Genomic DNA, 19,066 nt, shown 5'->3' with positions numbered 1-19,066 from the left:
TACTCACACGAAAAAGATATTTTCAAAATTAACGGATTATCATTTTTTGAAAGATAAATATAATTCTTCTCATCGAAATGACATCGGCAGCAATGCCCAAGTCATAGCGTCAATATCAGGACTGTTTGCAATCCATGAATAAAGACCGCTGAACTATTTTATTAAAGATTAGGAATGAAGAATGAGCACTACATTTTATATGCCCCCCATGTCTCTGATGGGTCCCGATGCAATCAAACAATTGGGAACTGAACTTAATGCTAGAAATTTTAATAAAGCCTTAATTGTGACAGATAAGGCGCTGGTGGATATTAAGCTAGTCGATCGACTAACCGATGAGTTATCTGCTCACGATATCGCATTCACAATTTTTGATGGTGTGAAGCCTAACCCAACAGAAAAAAATATTGATCAGGGTTTGGCCCTGCTCGAAGCGCAAAAATGTGACTTCGTTATTTCGTTCGGCGGTGGATCTTCACATGACTGTGCTAAAGGCATCGCATTGGTTGCGGCCAACGGCGGCCACATTCGTGATTACTCTAAAGGGGTTCATCTGTCGGCTAAGCCACAACTCCCTCTGGTGACGGTGAATACTACGGCCGGTACTGCTGCAGAGATGACGATATTTGCCATCGTGACCAATGAGGAAGATGAAACTAAATACCCGATTGTAGATAAAAACCTGACCCCCATTATTGCAGTAAACGACTCTGAGTTGATGGTTGCCATGCCTAAGTTCCTCACGGCAGCGACAGGCATGGATGCATTGACTCATGCGGTAGAAGCCTATGTTTCGACGGCAGCAACGCCGATAACCGATGCGTCGGCAATTAAAGCCATTGAGCTAATTGCCCAAAATCTGAAAATGGCAGTCGACAATGGTGAAGATCGTGAGGCTCGCGATGCCATGCAATACGGTGAGTACCTTGCCGGTATGGCATTCTCTAATGCTTCATTAGGCTATGTACACTCGATGGCTCACCAACTCGGTGGCGTCTATGACCTGGTGCATGGTCTGTGTAACGCCATCTTACTGCCGGTAGTGTCACGCTTTAACGCGGCTGAAAAAGTGGAGCGTTTTGCCGATGTGGCGAAAGCCATGGGTGTAGAGACTGCGGGTATGACGTTCAGTGATGCCGCTGAAGCCGGCATCCTTGCTATCGAGAAGCTATCTGCTTCGGTTGGCACTGACCAGAAACTGTCTGATCTTGGTGTTAAGGAAGACAAGCTTGAGTTTATGGCAATCAACGCCCTAAATGATGCCTGCTCCTTAACCAACCCAAGAAAGGCAACCACTCAAGAAGTTATCAATATCTTCAAGAAAGTCATGTAATTCAGTGACAAAGCAAACAGCCTCCAGATGGAGGCTGTCTTAGCTAAATATCCATGGAGTAATCATTATTAAAACTTTAATTCATCCTCAGGTCGACAACGGTATTGTTGCTGGTCGTGATGGCTTTTCTGGCGGTTCTTTGTTGTGCAGATGCAGTAGCAAGCCTGTTGAAGTCACTGTCGGCGCTCAGACTGCCCACAATCATGTTTGTGGCTGTAGCAAATGCTGGAAGCCTGAAGGCGCCTTGTTCGCTCAAATAGCCGTTGTGTCACGAGCTCACGTGAGCGTCACTGCAAATGCAGACAAGTTGGCCATTGTTGATGAGTCAGCTGCAATTCAGCGTCATGCCTGCAGAGAGTGTGGTACCCATATGTATGGCCGCATCGAAAACACGGGCCATCCTTTCCACGGTCTGGACTTCATCCACACCGAGCTGTCAGCAGAGAAGGGCTGGTCAGCACCGGAATTTGCGGCGTTTGTATCATCTATCATCGAGTCGGGCGCAGCGCCTGAATCTATGGGGGATGTGCGTAACACCCTTAAAGAGTTGGGGCTCGAGCCCTACGACTGTCTGTCTCCTGTATTGATGGATGCAATTGCTACTCATGTTGCGAGCAATGGCTAAAGTTAAAAGCTGATATCGCTTCATCCAGATAAATCTATGTCAGTTTTATCGGCATAGGGACCCCAAAAAGCGCTGCGGCGCTTTTTTAATGCCAGGCTTCGAATGACAGTTTTCAAGTGACAGCTTCGCAGGACTTAGCATTGAAGAGGTTACCCCCCATAGAAACACATAGATGAATGCTCTGCTTGCCATCCTGACTATTGACTACACTGTATTGCAACGTTATTAACCTGAGTTGATTATTACTGGTTGGTAAAAGTTATTTGTATTTTTGGCTAATTATCATTCATAGGGAAGGTAAATATAATACTTCCATCGAAACGGCGTAAGGCATTTGGTCTGAATAGCCGTTTAAAAAACTTTTTAGTGCGTTAAATAATGCCGGGGAGCAGAGATGGAAAAGATAGAGAGAGAGCCGCTGATTAATAAGTTGGGACAGGTAATCCATTATGCGGTGCGGGTGTTAGCCGTATTGATGACTCTGGTCATTTTGTGGAGTGTCGTCGATGTGGGACGAGTGCTGTTTATTGAGGTTATCACCCCGCCTTACGGTCTGATGGATATGCAGGATATTTTAGCTATCTTTGGTTCTTTCCTGGCGGTGTTAATTGCTATCGAAATTTTCCAAAACATTACCATCTATCTGAAAGAGGAGGTGATCCATGTGCAGATAGTCATTGCGACCGCACTGATGGCCATCTCTCGAAAAATTATCATCTTAGATTTTAAAGAGGTGGGACCGGAATATGTATGGGCGTCGGCTGCTGTGATTATCGCGTTAGGTGTTACCTATTGGATGGTATCGGCTAAGCGGTCTCATTCATCCGTTGAGTTATTGACTTCAAGTGACTCTAAGCTTGATTAGTCGGTAAAGAGCAGGCAGTAGACAGTGAAGAATCTGATGACTGGTGGTTGGTCTGGAGGTCATGGCAGAGTGCAGGTGCAAACCCGAATTTATCGCTGTTTTAAATAATGTAGGCAGTAGAAAGTAGGAGGAAGAATGGCAGGTGGTTGGTCTAGAGACGGCGCGGTACAAGATCAAATAGATAATAGTGTTGAGGATGGCGTCGCCCAAACCAGGAGTCGATTGCCAGTCGGTAAAAGTCTACTTTTTTGTGAGGAATGTGAAAGCCCAATTCCTGAGGCTCGTAGAAAAGCCGTTGCAGGTGTTCGACTCTGTGTTGGCTGCCAGAGTGAGTCGGATGAGAGACAAAAAGAGGTAAGCAAGGTTAATCGCCGTGCCAGTAAAGATAGCCAGTTGAGGTAGTCCGTTAAGGTAAGTTCTGAGTTTAAGATTCATCAAAAAGAATGTTTAACCTTAAAAATTAGTTGGTTACTGGTTTCTCTTCAATATGGGTTGGGGGAGAAGTAATAATCAATTATTACCATATGGTAAAAGTAATTTACATCAGCATGGGATTATCAATTCCTGAGTGCTCGCTATAATACTTACCATATTAATCGCGGCACTGATTCAGATAAGACCGTTTTTTCAATTTTTAATTTTAGGATATAACGATGACAGCACAGACAATCAAATCCAAAGCCGCAGTAGCCTGGGCTGTAGGTGAGCCACTATCTATGGAAATCGTAGATGTTATGCCACCACAGAAAGGTGAAGTACGCATCAAGATGATCGCGACTGGCGTTTGCCATACCGATGCTTTTACCCTTTCTGGCGATGATCCAGAAGGTATCTTCCCTTGTATCCTTGGCCATGAAGGTGGCGGTATCGTCGAGTCTATCGGTGAAGGTGTGACTAGCGTGCAAGTGGGTGACCATGTTATTCCACTTTACACGCCAGAGTGTGGCGAGTGTAAATTCTGTAAGTCAGGCAAGACTAACCTTTGTCAGAAAATCCGTGAAACCCAAGGTAAAGGTTTGATGCCAGACGGTACGACCCGTTTCTCTAAAGATGGCGTCGATATTTTTCACTATATGGGCACCTCGACCTTCTCTGAGTACACAGTATTACCTGAGATCTCACTAGCGAAAGTGAACCCTGAAGCGCCACTTGAAGAGGTCTGTCTACTAGGTTGCGGTGTGACAACCGGTATGGGCGCTGTGATGAATACGGCTAAAGTTGAAGAGGGCGCCACGGTTGCTATCTTCGGTATGGGCGGCATCGGTTTATCGGCAGTTATCGGTGCGACTATGGCCAAAGCGGCTCGCATTATAGTTATCGATATTAACGAAAGTAAATTTGAGTTAGCCCGTAAATTAGGTGCTACCGATTTTATTAACCCGAAAGATTACGACAAGCCAATTCAAGATGTGATTGTCGAGCTGACCGATGGTGGCGTTGACTACTCATTCGAGTGTATCGGTAACGTTAACGTGATGCGCAGCGCACTCGAGTGTTGTCATAAAGGTTGGGGCGAGTCTGTGGTTATCGGTGTTGCCGGTGCAGGACAAGAGATCTCAACTCGTCCGTTCCAGTTAGTGACAGGGCGTGTATGGAAAGGTTCGGCGTTTGGTGGTGTTAAAGGTCGTTCTGAACTTCCTGAGTATGTTGAGCGTTACATGGCGGGTGAGTTTGCGTTGAATGACTTTATCACTCACACCATGGGCCTTGAGCAGGTCAATGAAGCATTTGATCTTATGCATGAAGGTAAGAGCATTCGTACCGTTATCCATTTCGATAAGTAATACCCATCGATAAGATATCTGTCCTGCAGTTCCGGCTTAGCCAGTGGTATCACAGGCTAAGCTGGAGCGATTAAGGAGACTCAAGCGTGACAATTGAAAATATTAGTGTGAATAAGAGTTTTGGTGGTTGGCATAAGCAGTATAGTCATCACTCTCAAACGTTAAATTGTGGCATGCGATTCGCTATCTACCTACCGCCACAAGCATCAAACGGCGAGAAGGTCCCGGTTCTGTACTGGCTTTCCGGCTTAACCTGCACAGATGAAAACTTTATGCAGAAAGCGGGAGTACAAGCTCTGGCCGCCGAACTTGGCATCGCTATCGTCGCACCGGATACCAGCCCCAGAGGTGATGATGTCGCCGATGATGAAGGCTACGATCTTGGTAAAGGGGCAGGCTTTTATGTCAATGCGACGCAGGCGCCGTGGAATCGCCATTACCGTATGTACGATTACGTTGTCGATGAGTTGCCTAAACTGATTGAATCTATGTTCCCTGTCAGTGATAAACGCTCTATCGCGGGGCACTCGATGGGCGGGCACGGTGCGTTAGTTATCGCGCTACGTAACTCTGATGCATACCAGTCAGTATCGGCATTTAGCCCGATCAGTAATCCGATTAACTGTCCTTGGGGTAAGAAGGCGTTGACAGCCTATTTAGGTCGGGATTCGGCAACATGGACAGAATATGACTCCAGCGTCTTGATGCGTCAGTCGACCAAATTTGTACCGGCTCTGGTAGACCAAGGTGACGCCGATAATTTTCTTGTTGAGCAGCTGAAGCCCGAAGTGCTCGAAGCTGCGGCTAAGGTTAGCGGTTATCCGCTAGAGCTTAATTATCGTGAAGGTTATGATCACAGCTACTATTTCATCTCCAGCTTTATCGAAAACCACCTGCGTTTTCATGCCGAGCACCTGAGTAAGTAACCACAGTTTCTCGAACAAGATCCGACTGAAAAGGTGTGGCCATTTGTGGCGACACCTTTTTTATTTTGGATTGCCTATCTTTATTACTAATAGGTAAAAGTGATTTGTTATTTGGCTCGATTATCATCTGAACCAATATCAATATAATAGCCGCAACAAATCATTATCTCGATCAGTGAAGCGGACTTATCCTGCCGAACACTTTAAATTTAGGACTATTATTATGAGTTGGATCTTTCTATTACTGGGTGTCATGGCTGAAGCCTTATCTCATGTGGCACTTAAGGCGACCGATGGTTTCACGCGCCCACTCCCCGCAGCTATGGTGATCTTGGGGCATCTGACGGCGTTTCTTTTCTTAGGCCAGGCAATGAAGGGGATGCCAGTCGGTGTCGTACATGCCCTCTGGGCTGGGATGGCAATTGTGACAGTGACCCTTCTGTCTGCACTCTTCTATCGTCAGCATCTGGATATGACAGCCTGGATTGGCATGCTGTTGGTCGCTTTAGGTGTGGTTATGATCAACCTGTCTCAGGGGCATAGTCATTAGTGATGCTTGTGGTGAACTGACTTATCTGAAATCTTGTTAAGCCACTTTATTTGTGTGTGCCCCTCTGTTATTTTTGGGTTACCGATCATTTATCGGGGTTCTCTTTATTACTGTATTTATCGGTGCATATATAAGGAAGTTATTGCGATAAGATGTTTTATTACCTTTCGATCGGAACCAATATTACTCCCGAGCTGAACGCCGTGAGCATTACCTCCGCCTTATGTCAGAATTTTGGGGTCGTCATAGGCTTTCCCTTCATCTACACCGAGCCTGTGGGTATCGAAAGCGAACACCGGTTTCTAAATTCCTTAGCCGTCATTGAATCGGCTAAGGAGCTTGGTGATATTAAACAGATGACCAATTCAATAGAAACGTCACTCGGCAGAGATCGTACAGCCTTAGATTGCTCGCTTGTCGATAGGGTGGCAGATATCGATATTGTGACATGCTCAGACAAGTTAGATTTTTCACTCTTCCTATCCTCTCGTGAGTCTTATGTCTCCAGTCTGCTTACGGTAGATAAAAGTCGGTATGTCGATCTGACTCAATACGGTCTACCCCCTACAAATGGACCTACCGCCATCAACTTTAATGCTCGTTCCGGTAACATAATGATTCTCGAGCAGGAAAGTCACGGCTTGAAAGACCGGCATATAACCACCTTCGAACGGTAGTAGAGTCTCCTTATATACCTCTGATTTTTGCTGTTCTGTGTGCTGCTCAAGAAACTGTATTGGGCCGGGCATGATGGAGTTGCAACGTATTCCCGGGGCAAACTTCTTTGCAAATGACTGAGTCAGGCTCTCTAACCCCGACTTAGTCGAGCAATACAGCGAGTATTCCGGATTTGGGTTATCGGCATAAATATCCGTAATGTTGACCACCACACCGGGCGTACTTTCGCTGTACATATGTTCCTTCAAGGCTGTGATTAAAAGAGTGGGAAACAGCATGTGAACATTAAATAACGAGAGATAATGGCTTTCTAACTCTTCAAAACTCTCCGGGTCTGCGTCATACATAGAGGCATTGTTTATCAGCAGATCGACGCAATCTGTGATAGCTGCTATCTCCCGCATTGCCTTAGTGATACCGAGTTGGTCATAACCGGCGACCTGAATGAGATGTAAATGCTCTGAACTTATGGATTTAAAATCTTGAGAAGGGCTTCTTGTTATGGCGATCACTGTGTCGCCCATAGAAAGAAATTTTTCTACCAGGAATAAGCCGAGCCTTCGGCTAGACCCGGTGATCACTATTGTTCTCATCTCAATATCCCCGCTACTTTTTAATGTTATTAGAGAAGTAATCTATCACAGGAGCGGTACCATTTAAGACTTTTATCTGATGGCCAAAATTGCAGAATGCTTGGATGAAGCGGTCTATCTAGTGATTATTGAGAGCGTTAGCGGGCACACACTTAAGCACCTCTTTGCCGGCTGGGGCTTGTTAATTTATCTTGTTGATGTTGAGAAGGCGGCAGCCCAGTTAGATATGATAAAAAAAGCCGACCGCAGAGCGGCCGGAAAGATTGACAAGAAACCTTAGTTTTTACTCCTTCTCATTAATTGAAACGTAAACCAGTAACTATCTTTTGCGCTGGCGGCGTAAACCAAGTAAGCCAAGCAGTAGGACACTGATACTTAGTGCACCACCGCTCGATTCAGGAGTTGGCTCTGGTGTCGGAGCTATTTCTGCCACGATAGATATCGTTACTATTGCTGCCACGGATGTCTTCTCACCATTGCTTATGGTTAGCTCCAGCACGGCGACATCATCATTTGTCACATCAGGCAGTACCAGGTTGAGCTCAGCTTGACTCATATCTTCTATGCTGATTTCAGGACCTGAAACCTGGGTCCAGGTATAGATTGCGACATCATCACTGTTCGGCACAGTACTAGAGGCTGCGGTCAGAGTGACTGAGGTTTGCTCATCGGCTGACAGAGTAAGCTCACTCTCTTCGTTAATCAGAGCTACTGGGATCCCCTCCAGGTGGACAGGTTCTAGTATTTCGCTCTGTTGATTGTCGTTGACGGTATGAGAGACCTCAAAGATTAACTCTTCTGACATCACCATGTCGTTAGTACTTAAGCTTAGAGTGATCGTTTGAGCATCACTCTGCGGTGCTTGAGTGATCTGCCAGCTAATGACCTGTCCATCCAGACTACCTTCATGGCTGTCACTTTCGATAACGACGCCTTCAGGTAGTGTGGCTTGAATATCGAAAATCATATCGATATCGCTTGTATTAGCCACTAGTTCAACCGATAGAGTCAGACTCTCACCAGTGTTGAGCTCGCTCTTATCTAAGCTGCTGCTTACAAAGGTCGCGTTTCTATATAGCTCGATAGGCATCAAGCCTATGTTAGCTGGAGTATCGACTCCTGTTCCTATCTCAACGGCAGTCATACAGAGAGTGTCTGGTTGCAGCGTTTTATCCCAATTGAGTACCAGCTCGATATCTTCATTGGCACCCACTTGAGCTTTATAATCCACAGAAACCGTTGCGTTATCTTTGCCTATAACAGCCAGTTCGATAGTGATGGTATCGACAGTTTCAGATGGGGTGTTAGTGTCACCAAAATTATGCACCGCAAGGTAGTAGGTACCGGGTTGCGGATTGTTGACTTCACAATTTTCGAATGCCGTTTCGGTCGCACTCATACAAAGGAATTCAGCCATTTCATAGTAATCGTCAGGCTTACCGTTGTAGTTTGCATCACGGCCTATATAGAGGTCGAGATCTGGTGAGCTGGTATCTTTGATACGCGCCACAATGCGTTTGGTTGATGGCGTGACATTGATAAGCTGCGAGTAAAAGTAGTTACTGTCGTTCCAGACATTGGTCGGCCAGCTCGCTGTGTCGCTATCGTCTCTTGGCACGTCGGCCTTGATCACTTCGACTTCGGCAAGCTCAAACACGGCAACCTGAATATCGCTGGAGCCTACTGTAGTGATCCCCTCTATACTGGCGCTTTCTCTGTTCTTGTTGGTTTCAATCGAAGTATTTTCCGGATAGTTACCCGCAACGAAAGTACCGATAACGGGCATGGCAGATGGCGTTAAGCTGTTGTCAGATGGCGTGAGGATCAATCGACCCATACCAAATTCTGAACTAAAGCCCGATGAGATGGTAGCAGTGACCTCTAGCTCTATGCTTTCACCCGCGGCTAAGGTAAAGCTGCTCGGCGTCGATGCGACGCTCATGCCCTCGACGCTTGCATCACCACTGGTGGTCCAGGTCGATGCCGATGTCGCTATGAATGTGCGCGTCCAGCTACAGCTCATCATGCAATCACTTTGTACTGCCGATGGCATGTTCATAGATTCCGGGCTACCACCGGCATCTGGGTTAGCGTCGACATATTCTTGATAAGTGACGTCCATGATAAGACCGGTATTTAAGGCTCTATCGATGCGTAAGCTACCCGCGCCTGAGTCGAAAAAGTCTGATGGTGTGACACCGTCATCTTTACGGGTATTAAACTCGGCACTCAACATTAAGGCTGATTGCAGCTGTGCGGGTGTCCATTCAGGTTTTAGTGCGGTGATTAAGGCCATCGCACCAGCCACATGGGGGCTAGACATAGATGTACCGTCCATGAAGGTATATGGCGATTCTGTTTTTTCTTCACGCCAGGGTTGATACTCAGAGTTGGCAGCATAAATTGCCACCCCTGGCGCAGCGACGTGGGGAGTCAACCAGCGGTTCATGATGGGTTCTGGGCCACGAGAGGTAAAGTAAGCTGCTACATCGGCATTATCTGGGTTACTTTCCATGTTTGAGCTGCTAATCGTGGCAGTGTGATCGCTACCAGCGGCTAACCAAGAGGTTAAGTCATTGCCTTGAGCGGCATCGACATGGATTGCAGGCAAAACATGGAAATCAGCATCGACGGTTTCTGAGCCGCCATCCACGTTAACTAAGATCATGCCGCCGGCGCCGCCAGCCAAAACATTGGTTCCTTTGGACACGCGAGCGATATCACCTCGTTGGCAGACAACTATCTCACCACTAAAGGTGTTTTCGGCAAACGGGTCTAAACAGTCTGCATCGCCAAAGTCTCGGGCGTGAACGACGTTAGCGGTTATGCCGCCAGTCGCCCCTTTCCCCGTTAAATTCGATAGCGAAATATCACCACCACTAAAGCTGATGTCTTTGTCCGTAAAGCTGCGATCATGCGTGTAAGCCGCAACCGTTGTGATCCAAGGAGCATTACCCGGTGAGCCTATAGTTTCTGGTTCTGGTCCAGAGTTACCCGCAGATGTCGCCACATGGATCCCCGCTTCTCGCGCGGATAAAAATGCTTGAGCGTCGGTATCGTACCAAGGGTTACTCGCACCACCACCCACAGAGTAGTTAAGTACCTGAACACCGTTCTCAATTGCGTGTTCTACCGCAAGTGCGGTCACATCACTCCAACATCCAGCATCGGCAGCACATACCTGATATGAGACTATGTTGGCGTGTGGAGCCACTCCACTAATTTGGCCAAAGCTAAAGTCAGCTTCGTCGCCCATCACATTATAGATAGGTACGCTTTTAACAACATTTCCAGCGGTAGTTGAACCGGTATGCGAGCCATGGCCGTTATGATCGATGCCTATCCTGTCATCACCTTCAGGAATATAGTCATCCATCACCCCCTCATGGGCCCAGATCCCAATTAATTTGTCATTACAGTAGTGAGCCAGGCTAGATTCTGCACATTGACCTAGATATATGCCTTCACCAAGCGGATTGGTATGGTCATATTCATCGCCACCCACATCGGCAAATGAGGGGTTAAAAGCACTAATCCCAGTATCTAATATGCCTACTATGACCCCTTCCCCCTTACTTGCCATGCCTGTAGCGGTGCCATCCCATGCAGATGGTGCCTGAATGTGTTTAGGGCCGGAGTCTGTCGTGAGGTGGCGGCGCTGAACCTTTTGTACCAGCTTTACACCCGTTACGTTCTGTAACTGCGCCGCTTCTTGCTCGCTTAAGTTGGTACTAAAGCCATTAAGGGCTATTTGATATTGGCTATCAATGGTCAACTCTCGACTTAGGCTAGCCTGAGCGCGCTTAAGTGTTGAGTTTAATTGCTGAGAGAGGTATCTCAGGTAGTTCTGACTCGCGGCACTTTGCACGTTCAGCGTGCCGTTATCTTTGCGCTTGTTAGTCTCATTGCTCAGCAGGCTGGTGGCCTGTAGGTTACTGATATTGCCATTATAAGTCGCCAGAGGCTGATCTTCGAGTAACACCATATAGAGGTTGTCGGTATTACGTTTGCTGGCTTGTAGTTTATTGCTGCGTTGACCGCTGTCAGCGTCTAGGCCACGGCTATCTACCATATTTGCCAGAGAGACAGGGCTTAATATGATACTGAGCGCTGCTGCAATGAGGCTTTTTCTATAAATTAATTTCACCTGGTCTTCCTCGTTTTTATAATTGTTTTTCAAGTTTTTGTTTTATGCTTTTTCTTCTATCGCGACTTGCTGCCGCGAACAGTCAATCAGTAGGAGTTGTTAATTCGACGTAAACTTGATACCCCATCGAAACTATGTTGAGCAAATTGCTCGCTACTATTTGACTTCACTTATCCTTCATTTCTTTTTCAATTTCATTAAAAACAATCGGTTAACAATTGCTTTTGTATCGGTGTGTATCTTGTTTATTTGTTTTTACTAGTCGTTTATCTATTGGGGTCCTCATTGCTGTCGCTTGATAAAACTGCCTGCAAGTCAGTGTAGGCAAGGCCTATACGCTAAATGACACAATGAATACGAATAGAAAAGCTCGAATTAGTGTCAGCAAGGAGGAATTTGACAAGTTATTTGGTGGGTTTTGAATCAGAGATGTGATTTTTATGAATAATTGCGCCAGCTGTAACTATCTGAATTAAAAGAAAATGAAGACTAATAGAAAGAGAAAAGAAATAAAATGAAAGGCCATATGCTTGTTGTTTGTGAACAATTAACAGAAAACCATAGAGGTAGAGAGTTAATAAGGTGTTAATCAGGTGTGGCGATATGACTGGTTAGCCTTAAACAATTCGACTTAAACAATAAAAATAATGTCGCAACTTCTTAGGGAAAAAATATGTCATTTAAAAAATCAAAATTGGCAACTTGCATAGCACTAGCTGCCATGGTGCCTGCATCGATAGCCATTGCACAAAGTACTGACGCCTTATCAGCATACAGCGCGCAAGCTAAAAAAGACCAATCTGTTACTTTTAACGTATACCTTTCAGATGTGGGCTCGCTGACTAAAGCAACGGTTAACAATAAAAAGAAATTTGCCGCAAATCTTAAGCAGGTAGAAGCTAAGCAGAAATCAGTCCTTAGCGAAATCATGGCGCTGGACGGTAATATTAAAGCACTGCCCGGTGCGAAAATATTTGGTAACTTTGTACGCGTACAAGCCGATCCGTCATACGCGAATAAAATCAAGAGCATCACTGGCGTTAAAGCGGTTATTGCCGAAGTCACAACGGCAGTGATGCCTGTTAATGCGATGAGAAAACCAATGGCCGGGAATTTGTCTACTGCAGCTAAAGCGCCAGCACTTGTTGATGATGTGACTGCTGGTGAGGGCGTTAAAGTGGCGATAATTGGCTCGGGTGTCGATTACACTCACGTTGGGCTTGGTGGTGACGGCGAAGCGGCAACGTACGGTGAAGCGATGGCAAACGCCGTTAACGCATTTGACGGTTTCCCAACCGATGTCGTCGTTGAAGGTATGGATCTGAGCAGTGATGCGGGTTGGGGCTTAGATCCAAATCCAATTGACCAAAATATCTATTACACTCGCGATTATGATGGATCAACCCACAATACCGGCCATGGTACTCGACTCGCCAGCGTGGTTCATTCACTCGCGCCTGGGGCTAAAATAGCTGCCTTCAAAACCTCAAACGTATCCGACCCATACGGTAATGGATATAGCTTAAGCGCTGAATCAAGCAGCACATTTATGTTGGCATTAGAGTATGCGCTTGATCCGAATCAAGATGGTAGTTTTGATGACCGAGCCGACATCATAGTGGTCGATGCGCTTGGTGGGAGTGCGTTTTACGCACCATCAGATAATGGTATCTCAGGTCCTGTGGCAGAAGCCCACGCGATAGAGATGGCATCCGGATTAGGCGCCCTTGTCGTGGTGAATGCCGGAACGGGTGGTGAATGGTTTGATAATCGATTCAATATGACTTGGCGTGGAGCTGCGCCGAGCGCGCTGACTGTTGGCGGCATGACAACGGATGCTGAAGACAAGATGATGGTTACTGAAAGTACACCACATGGACCAGTTCGTGGTGCGAATGGATACTCAAAGCCAGATATGGTCAGCTACGCAGAAAACATTGATGTAGCAGTGGTTGGCGGTGGCGATCAAACCGATACCGAGTCACACACCGTGATGGCGGCCGCGCGGGTTGCGGCGGCTGCAGCAGTGCTTAAATCAAAGCGTCCAGAATTGTCTATGGTTGAGATCAAAGCGTTATTGATGAATACCGCTGATAACAATGTAATGGATCTTGCCAATAAGCAAGCTGAGCTTGTATTGATAGGTAATGGCGTTGAGAACATCGATGCTGCCATGAACTCTTCAGTCGTTGCTTGGGAGAAAAATAGCTATCAACCTAACCTTAGTTTTGGCTTTGAAGAAGGCATAGGTGTGCAGCGCTTTGTGAAAGAGGTACAACTAAAGAACTTAGCCGAGGAAACCGTTACCTACCAAGTCGTGATGAGTTCAATGGGTAAGTCGGGTGATGCGGCATTAACTTGGGACGTCCCAACCAGTGTTAGCGTACCCGCAGGGCAAACCGTTATCTTCCCCGTAGTATTAGAGATTGATTTTACTAAGCTAGATAACTGGCCGATTAAGATGGCGAGTGACTTTACATCAGAAAATTGGTCGAAGGTAGAGCTTTCTGGTCAGCTTCATCTTACTGCGGAAGAGAAGCCAACGGTAAGCATGAGCTGGTTAGTTAAACCAAGGGCAAGTACTGAAATTACTCGAGATTTTAGTACATTTGAAGAGCAGTATGGCTCTGAGCTAAGTAATAAATTTAGCGTCGAAGCAGGCGCCTATGTTCAGCAGTTTACCAATACCAGTGTCACGGAGACCACATTTGCGGTATTTCCTGCGATGTATCATCAAAAACAACTACCTGAAGGCAAAGAAAACACTCAAGGCAATATGCCGAATGTAGTCGGTGGTGGTATTTATGACGAGGCCATGTGTTCTACGGGAAAGAAGCTCGTGGTAGCGGGTCGTTTTTTTAAGCCTAACGATGCAGGTATGGCTAACCACTTTGATAAGGGGGGTGCAGCGCTTGTTTGGTGGAATGTCTATCAGGAGCAGTTCGTCCTCGATAACGAGTTTGATAAAGGGGTAAATAGCGAACCATATGCATGGGATGAGGCGACTCAGATGGTGATGGGTGGCTTTATTGAGCCCGACGAAAATGGTTCACCAGCGTCGTGGTTCATCGATTACAAGCAAGAGTATGACTGGACTCAGCCACGTAAGCGTTACACTAAGTCTAAGCTACCGACGTATATGACCGGTCATGGGCAGAACTTTGTCTCTCAGTATTGTCTGGAAGATCTCTACCATGGTGAAGACATGGATAGCATCGAAGACTTTGATCAAAACCATGGCTGGATCTTTGCCACCGACCGCGATGCGATTGCCGATCTGGGTGAACCTATTATCCAATTCAATCCTGTTAAATACGGCAAAGTGAAGAAAGAAGCTTACTTTGACTGGTTCACCGGTGAGATGAAGGAGTTTGAAAGTAATGCGGGTGGCTTACCGTTAATTTCTCGCCTAGTGGAAGAGGGGGAAACCAAAGAGTACAGCCCTATGGTGACCTTAGCTGCGGGTGAAACGGCTGAACTAGGTATGGCCAGTGAGTGTAACTTCAGTTTCAACATTGGGGGCGGGGGCTGTGATAATCACGGTATGATGCTGATTAGCCTAGAAGATAACTGGGGTATGACCTCTCCTATGGGTCAAGGTAGCTACGCGTTTATAGCCCATCCGCTGGATGGCCAAACTCACAGTGTCGATGAAGATGCTGAAATGGGCAGCGTAGTGGCGCAAGTTGAGCTCGATGCTGCAACATTCTTTGCGACAGCTAACTTTGACTCTGAATGGTATCCATACACCTTGAGCCTAGCAAATGCGATTCCAGGCGATCCATTTACGGTTAGTGGTTCAGGTGAGATCATCGTCAATAATCCAGCCGCTCTGGATTACGATGCAGGCAATATGAGCTATAACTTAGAGGTTATCGGCCGTCAAGGTAATACCTACACTGCGGTATCTAACGTTAATATTATGATAAACAACGTTAATGATGTTGCCCCTGAGCTTGTTGGTGAAATGCCTGCGGTTTCTATGAGCGAAACGGATGCAGTTGAGATTGATGCTTCAATGTACTTTAACGAAGCGGAGGGCGATGCATTGACGTTTAGTGCAACAGACTTACCTGAAGGACTGAGCATTGATAGCGTGTCAGGCATGATTACGGGTAGCGCTGCCTCAGGTGCCGCTGGCGAGTATACCGTGGTTGTCACTGCGGATGATTCAGTCAATAAAACGCAAGCCAGTTTTGTGATGACATTGAATGCGCCAGCAGCTCCTGTGGAAGAGCCAGTAGAGAGCAGTGATAGCGGCGGTAGTTTAGGTGGTGGACTGTTGGGTCTGCTTGCACTTCTGACTATTCGTCGAAAAACCTTTGGTTAAGAAATTAATATAGGGATATACATAAGAGAGCCCTGCAAGGGCTCTCTTTGTACAATTTGATACAACTGACTTGATGTAATAGAAGAACCTAATACTAAATAGCTGCTTTAATTAAATTAGTTTATGTGATTACTACATTAGTGCAGGCATTAGTGTATTGTCACTTTTCCATTGTGAGCGTGTGCATCTCAGCCTTGCTATAGACAAAGTGAATAGGGGCTTTATGATGGGTGTTAATAAAACGTTAACATCTTAGTGTGTGTTTGTGGTGAGTTAATTTTTCTTAGCGATCCCATTTTCACCCCCGGAGTTCGCCCCTAGATCATGATCTCATTGCCATATCAAAAATACCAACTCGGCGAATGCGTGATTAATTGCCATGATATGACAATTTCAGTTGGCGATAAATCGGTTCAACTTCCTGCCAAGGTATTCGAGTTTCTCAAGCTTCTCATCTTGCATGCGGGGCAAACTGTCACTAAAGAGCAGGCAATCGATGAGGTGTGGCTGGGAAATATTGAAGTCGGCAAGCGTGGAACGGGTAATGCGATATGGCAGTTAAGAAAGTCGCTAACTGAGCTTGGCATAGAGCCGGAAACCTATTTTAAAACGATTACCAAAGTGGGTTATCAACTGCTTATTACTCCAACCTGTATTGAAGAGACCCCAGATATTCAATTACGCTCTAACACCAAAAACTCAAAAACTCATAATCGTTACACACCCTTCCTTTTAGCTGGGATCATATTCACTCTGATCTCTGTCATGTTTGCTGTTATCGAACTTACCCATGACTCCGCTCAACCCAATACTGAAAAGCTCGCAACCCGTATAACCAATTTTGAAGGGGTGGAGGAGCAGGCCGCTATCTCCCCTGATGGGCGTTACATGGCATTTCAGTGGCGTCGTGAAAAGCGCAAAGGACAGCTATATATTAAAGACCTGAGTGATCAAGATGCGCCACTTAGGCAGATAACCATGACTTCAGATAGGGAGACATCACCGACCTGGTCACCGGATGGTCTCTCATTAGCCTATTTTCGATTTAATGAATCGGGTGAGTGCTCGGTACATGTCCGTGAGCTCATCACCAATAGAGATAATAAAATTGATACTGGTTGTATGAGTATCGGTTATCTGCATAGTTTGGAGTGGTCACCCGATGGTCAACGACTCGCTTATGCGAAATCTCAGGAGGATCGAGTATCCATTGTTACTTATCGTTTTGAGTCGGCAGAGATCTCCCCGTTTACCTTTCCTGCTGCCGGCGAGGAAGACCTGCTGATGAGCTGGTCTGCCGATAGTCAGCAGTTAGTCTTTGTTCGGTCGGTGGAGATGAAGGCTAAGGTGTTCGTTAAATCCTTAACTCAGGATGCCCAGTTGTTGGTTGATGGTGAGACTATGGTGATAGGGCTGGAGTGGGATCAACAAGCCAATCAGATCTATTTCAACGCCCTGCGTGATGGCAGCTTTGTGATTGAGATTTTTGATATGGGAAGCAAAAAGCTGATGGATTTTCACCATGACGATACGATCAGTAGCTTAGCTCTGAATTATGGAACCCAAGAGTTATATTATTCCCGCCACATTGCTCAGGAACATATCACTATCCGTTCATTAACCGATGGCCAGGTACATCGCCAGTTAGCCTCATCATCGAGGGATATGTTTGGTCAGGCGGTTATGTCTACAGGGGATATACTCTTCCTCTCCAATAGAAGCGGGACATGGGAGCTATGGCTCAAGCAAGAAACAGACAGCAAGCAGTTAACCCGTGAACAAGGTTTGGTGAGTATTCCTGCGGTATCTCCGGTAAATAATCAATTTGCAATCGCCATGAAGCCAGCGCAGAGTCTCAACTATGAGCTGTTTTTAGGCCGTTTGCCTGGTGGAAAATTAATGAGCCTGGAAGGTATAGACGGAGATATAAGAAATCCGTCATTTTCACGAGATGGAACTCAATTGTATTTTTCATCTAATATGGCGGGGAAATGGGGAATATATCGCTATACCTTAGCCAGCGAGAAGGTTGAAGCGGTCGTTGAAGATGGAAAATATGCCATCGAAGATCAACAAGGTGGACTCTATTACAGCAAAGATAATCTAGCGGGGATATTCTACCTTCCCGCCGATGAAGCCCGTGAGTCTCTAGTTACTGACGAGTTGGCTGCTGGAGATTGGGGCAGCTTTTTTTATCACAACTCTGAATTGTACTTTTTAAAGCGAACCGATAATGAAGATATTGTGGTTCGTATAGATGCTGAAGGGGGGGAGCATGTTGCGTTTAGCTTGCCTGCACTGTCGATAAGAAATGAACGTGCACTCGCTATAGCCACTGAAGATAGAGTGGTTGTGAGCATGCTGGGGATCAATGATGCTGATATTTATAGTGTGTCGCTGAAGCATAAAATTTAATAGGGAATATTGAGCCCCAGATATTCTGACTGATTGAGTTTAGGGGGGGACATATTCCAACTATGAAAAAGTGAGTCGAACACCCCCTGTTGGAAGAGTGACTCCAGATGATGGTTGAAAGACTTGATCGTTTCATACTTGTTAAATTGTATTTTAAAGCCAAGATGATATTGAATAACTTTTCCGCTACTCAGATAGTGCAGGTTCTGAATATCCAGTCTGTCCGCATAATAAGCGCCGACATCCCGATTGACAAAATAAGCATTAAAGCGAGCCATAGCCAACATTTTTATAGGCTGCTCATTAGCAGATGCAAGCTGAATGATATTCATGGGTAAGTGCCCAAGTTGTTGGAGGCTTTTGTCTATTTCTAACAGTGACTCATAGGTATTTGAAGGAGCTAAAACGCCTACATTTTTTTCTGCGAGTTGTTCAACTTTACTGATTCTTTTATTTTGTAGCGAGTAGAATCCATATTCTGTTTGCAGGAGTGGAATAGAGAACCATATAGATTTTGCTCGGTCTTCATTCCACCCCATAAAGTGACCATTAGCGAGTCCATGATTAAAGGTCTGTTTGGCCCGCCGATTGGGTAGTAACTCGATCTCACATCCATCCTCCCAACTTCTACAAGCTATTTGTGCTATTTCAACCAGAATCCCAGTCGTCTGGTTTACATCTTGAAAGCTGAATGGAGCAAATTCATGACAGACGATCTTCAATGGTTGAGCCGCCAGACATCCGCTAATGAGGCAAGTAAATAGCAAGGTTAGGTATAGGAGGGTTGAGTTCACCATGGATGTTATCAGTCTGAACTCCT

The 19,066-nt window shown here is 45.9% G+C and carries 14 protein-coding genes; 11 read left to right on the top strand and 3 right to left on the bottom strand.

Features of this window, described 5'->3' with window-relative positions:
• Positions 1-181 precede the first annotated feature (181 nt).
• The 8 genes from EKG38_RS20150 (at position 182) to EKG38_RS25435 (ending at position 6,760) form a co-directional block, all read left to right on the top strand.
• Positions 182-1,333 carry an iron-containing alcohol dehydrogenase gene (locus EKG38_RS20150; protein ID WP_126522445.1) on the top strand — a complete coding sequence of 384 codons (1,152 nt, stop codon included), beginning with the start codon at positions 182-184 and terminating at the stop codon, positions 1,331-1,333.
• A 67-nt stretch (positions 1,334-1,400) separates the two neighbouring features.
• Entirely contained in the window at positions 1,401-1,958 is a 558-nt protein-coding gene (gfa, locus tag EKG38_RS20145; protein ID WP_126522442.1) for an S-(hydroxymethyl)glutathione synthase, read from the top strand.
• Positions 1,959-2,352: 394 nt separating this feature from the next.
• Complete coding sequence (locus EKG38_RS20140; RefSeq protein ID WP_126522439.1) at positions 2,353-2,823, top strand: phosphate-starvation-inducible PsiE family protein; 471 nt, start codon at positions 2,353-2,355, stop codon at positions 2,821-2,823.
• A 135-nt stretch (positions 2,824-2,958) separates the two neighbouring features.
• Entirely contained in the window at positions 2,959-3,225 is a 267-nt protein-coding gene (locus tag EKG38_RS20135; protein ID WP_126522437.1) for a DksA/TraR family C4-type zinc finger protein, read from the top strand.
• Positions 3,226-3,476: 251 nt separating this feature from the next.
• Positions 3,477-4,607 carry an S-(hydroxymethyl)glutathione dehydrogenase/class III alcohol dehydrogenase gene (locus tag EKG38_RS20130; RefSeq protein WP_126522435.1) on the top strand — a complete coding sequence of 377 codons (1,131 nt, stop codon included), beginning with the start codon at positions 3,477-3,479 and terminating at the stop codon, positions 4,605-4,607.
• Positions 4,608-4,693: 86 nt separating this feature from the next.
• Positions 4,694-5,533, top strand: a complete 840-nt coding sequence (fghA, locus tag EKG38_RS20125) for an S-formylglutathione hydrolase (RefSeq protein ID WP_126522432.1) — start codon at positions 4,694-4,696, stop codon at positions 5,531-5,533.
• Positions 5,534-5,708: 175 nt separating this feature from the next.
• The gene (locus tag EKG38_RS20120; protein ID WP_126522429.1) at positions 5,709-6,083 is read left to right on the top strand and encodes a DMT family transporter; all 375 of its coding nucleotides are present in this window, start codon (positions 5,709-5,711) and stop codon (positions 6,081-6,083) included.
• A gap of 152 nt (positions 6,084-6,235) precedes the next feature.
• Positions 6,236-6,760, top strand: coding sequence for a 2-amino-4-hydroxy-6-hydroxymethyldihydropteridine diphosphokinase (locus tag EKG38_RS25435; RefSeq protein ID WP_126522427.1), 525 nt, complete (start codon positions 6,236-6,238; stop codon positions 6,758-6,760).
• Here EKG38_RS25435 and EKG38_RS20110 read toward each other — a convergent pair.
• Complete coding sequence (locus tag EKG38_RS20110; protein ID WP_126522425.1) at positions 6,641-7,354, bottom strand: SDR family NAD(P)-dependent oxidoreductase; 714 nt, start codon at positions 7,352-7,354, stop codon at positions 6,641-6,643. The two genes, EKG38_RS25435 and EKG38_RS20110, sit on opposite strands and share 120 nt — an antisense overlap.
• Positions 7,355-7,433: 79 nt before the next feature.
• Between EKG38_RS20110 and EKG38_RS20105 the strand changes: the two genes are divergently transcribed.
• The gene (locus tag EKG38_RS20105) at positions 7,434-7,634 is read left to right on the top strand and encodes a hypothetical protein (RefSeq protein WP_126507018.1); all 201 of its coding nucleotides are present in this window, start codon (positions 7,434-7,436) and stop codon (positions 7,632-7,634) included.
• 39 nt (positions 7,635-7,673) lie between these two features.
• Here EKG38_RS20105 and EKG38_RS20100 read toward each other — a convergent pair whose 3' ends face one another.
• The gene (locus tag EKG38_RS20100) at positions 7,674-11,501 is read right to left on the bottom strand and encodes a S8 family serine peptidase (protein ID WP_126522422.1); all 3,828 of its coding nucleotides are present in this window, start codon (positions 11,499-11,501) and stop codon (positions 7,674-7,676) included.
• Positions 11,502-12,174: 673 nt separating this feature from the next.
• Here EKG38_RS20100 and EKG38_RS20095 point away from each other — a divergent pair.
• Both EKG38_RS20095 and EKG38_RS20090 read left to right on the top strand, forming a co-directional pair.
• Positions 12,175-15,831 (top strand): S8 family serine peptidase, encoded by a 3,657-nt coding sequence (locus EKG38_RS20095; protein WP_126522419.1) that lies wholly within the window; start codon positions 12,175-12,177, stop codon positions 15,829-15,831.
• Positions 15,832-16,215: 384 nt separating this feature from the next.
• Positions 16,216-18,246 (top strand): winged helix-turn-helix domain-containing protein, encoded by a 2,031-nt coding sequence (locus EKG38_RS20090; RefSeq protein ID WP_185826914.1) that lies wholly within the window; start codon positions 16,216-16,218, stop codon positions 18,244-18,246.
• On the opposite strand, the gene EKG38_RS20085 is transcribed toward EKG38_RS20090, so the two are convergent.
• The gene (locus tag EKG38_RS20085) at positions 18,243-19,043 is read right to left on the bottom strand and encodes a substrate-binding periplasmic protein (protein WP_126522413.1); all 801 of its coding nucleotides are present in this window, start codon (positions 19,041-19,043) and stop codon (positions 18,243-18,245) included. The two genes, EKG38_RS20090 and EKG38_RS20085, sit on opposite strands and share 4 nt — an antisense overlap.
• Between the last annotated feature and the right edge of the window lie 23 nt (positions 19,044-19,066).

This window comes from Shewanella canadensis (genome assembly GCF_003966225.1).
In the GTDB taxonomy this organism is placed as follows: domain Bacteria; phylum Pseudomonadota; class Gammaproteobacteria; order Enterobacterales; family Shewanellaceae; genus Shewanella; species Shewanella canadensis.
This window is presented reverse-complemented; position numbering and strand designations above follow the sequence as displayed.

Bases quoted from the DNA above. Each gene is read 5' to 3' on its own strand.
- EKG38_RS20130 (WP_126522435.1), top strand. From the start codon at position 3,477: ATGACAGCACAGACAATCAAATCCAAAGCCGCAGTAGCCTGGGCTGTA.
- EKG38_RS20105 (WP_126507018.1), top strand. From the start codon at position 7,434: ATGGCCAAAATTGCAGAATGCTTGGATGAAGCGGTCTATCTAGTGATT.
- EKG38_RS20140 (WP_126522439.1), top strand. From the start codon at position 2,353: ATGGAAAAGATAGAGAGAGAGCCGCTGATTAATAAGTTGGGACAGGTA.
- EKG38_RS20095 (WP_126522419.1), top strand. From the start codon at position 12,175: ATGTCATTTAAAAAATCAAAATTGGCAACTTGCATAGCACTAGCTGCC.
- EKG38_RS20150 (WP_126522445.1), top strand. From the start codon at position 182: ATGAGCACTACATTTTATATGCCCCCCATGTCTCTGATGGGTCCCGAT.
- EKG38_RS20135 (WP_126522437.1), top strand. From the start codon at position 2,959: ATGGCAGGTGGTTGGTCTAGAGACGGCGCGGTACAAGATCAAATAGAT.
- EKG38_RS20085 (WP_126522413.1), bottom strand. From the start codon at position 19,043: ATGGTGAACTCAACCCTCCTATACCTAACCTTGCTATTTACTTGCCTC.
- EKG38_RS20090 (WP_185826914.1), top strand. From the start codon at position 16,216: ATGACAATTTCAGTTGGCGATAAATCGGTTCAACTTCCTGCCAAGGTA.
- EKG38_RS20110 (WP_126522425.1), bottom strand. From the start codon at position 7,354: ATGAGAACAATAGTGATCACCGGGTCTAGCCGAAGGCTCGGCTTATTC.
- EKG38_RS25435 (WP_126522427.1), top strand. From the start codon at position 6,236: ATGTTTTATTACCTTTCGATCGGAACCAATATTACTCCCGAGCTGAAC.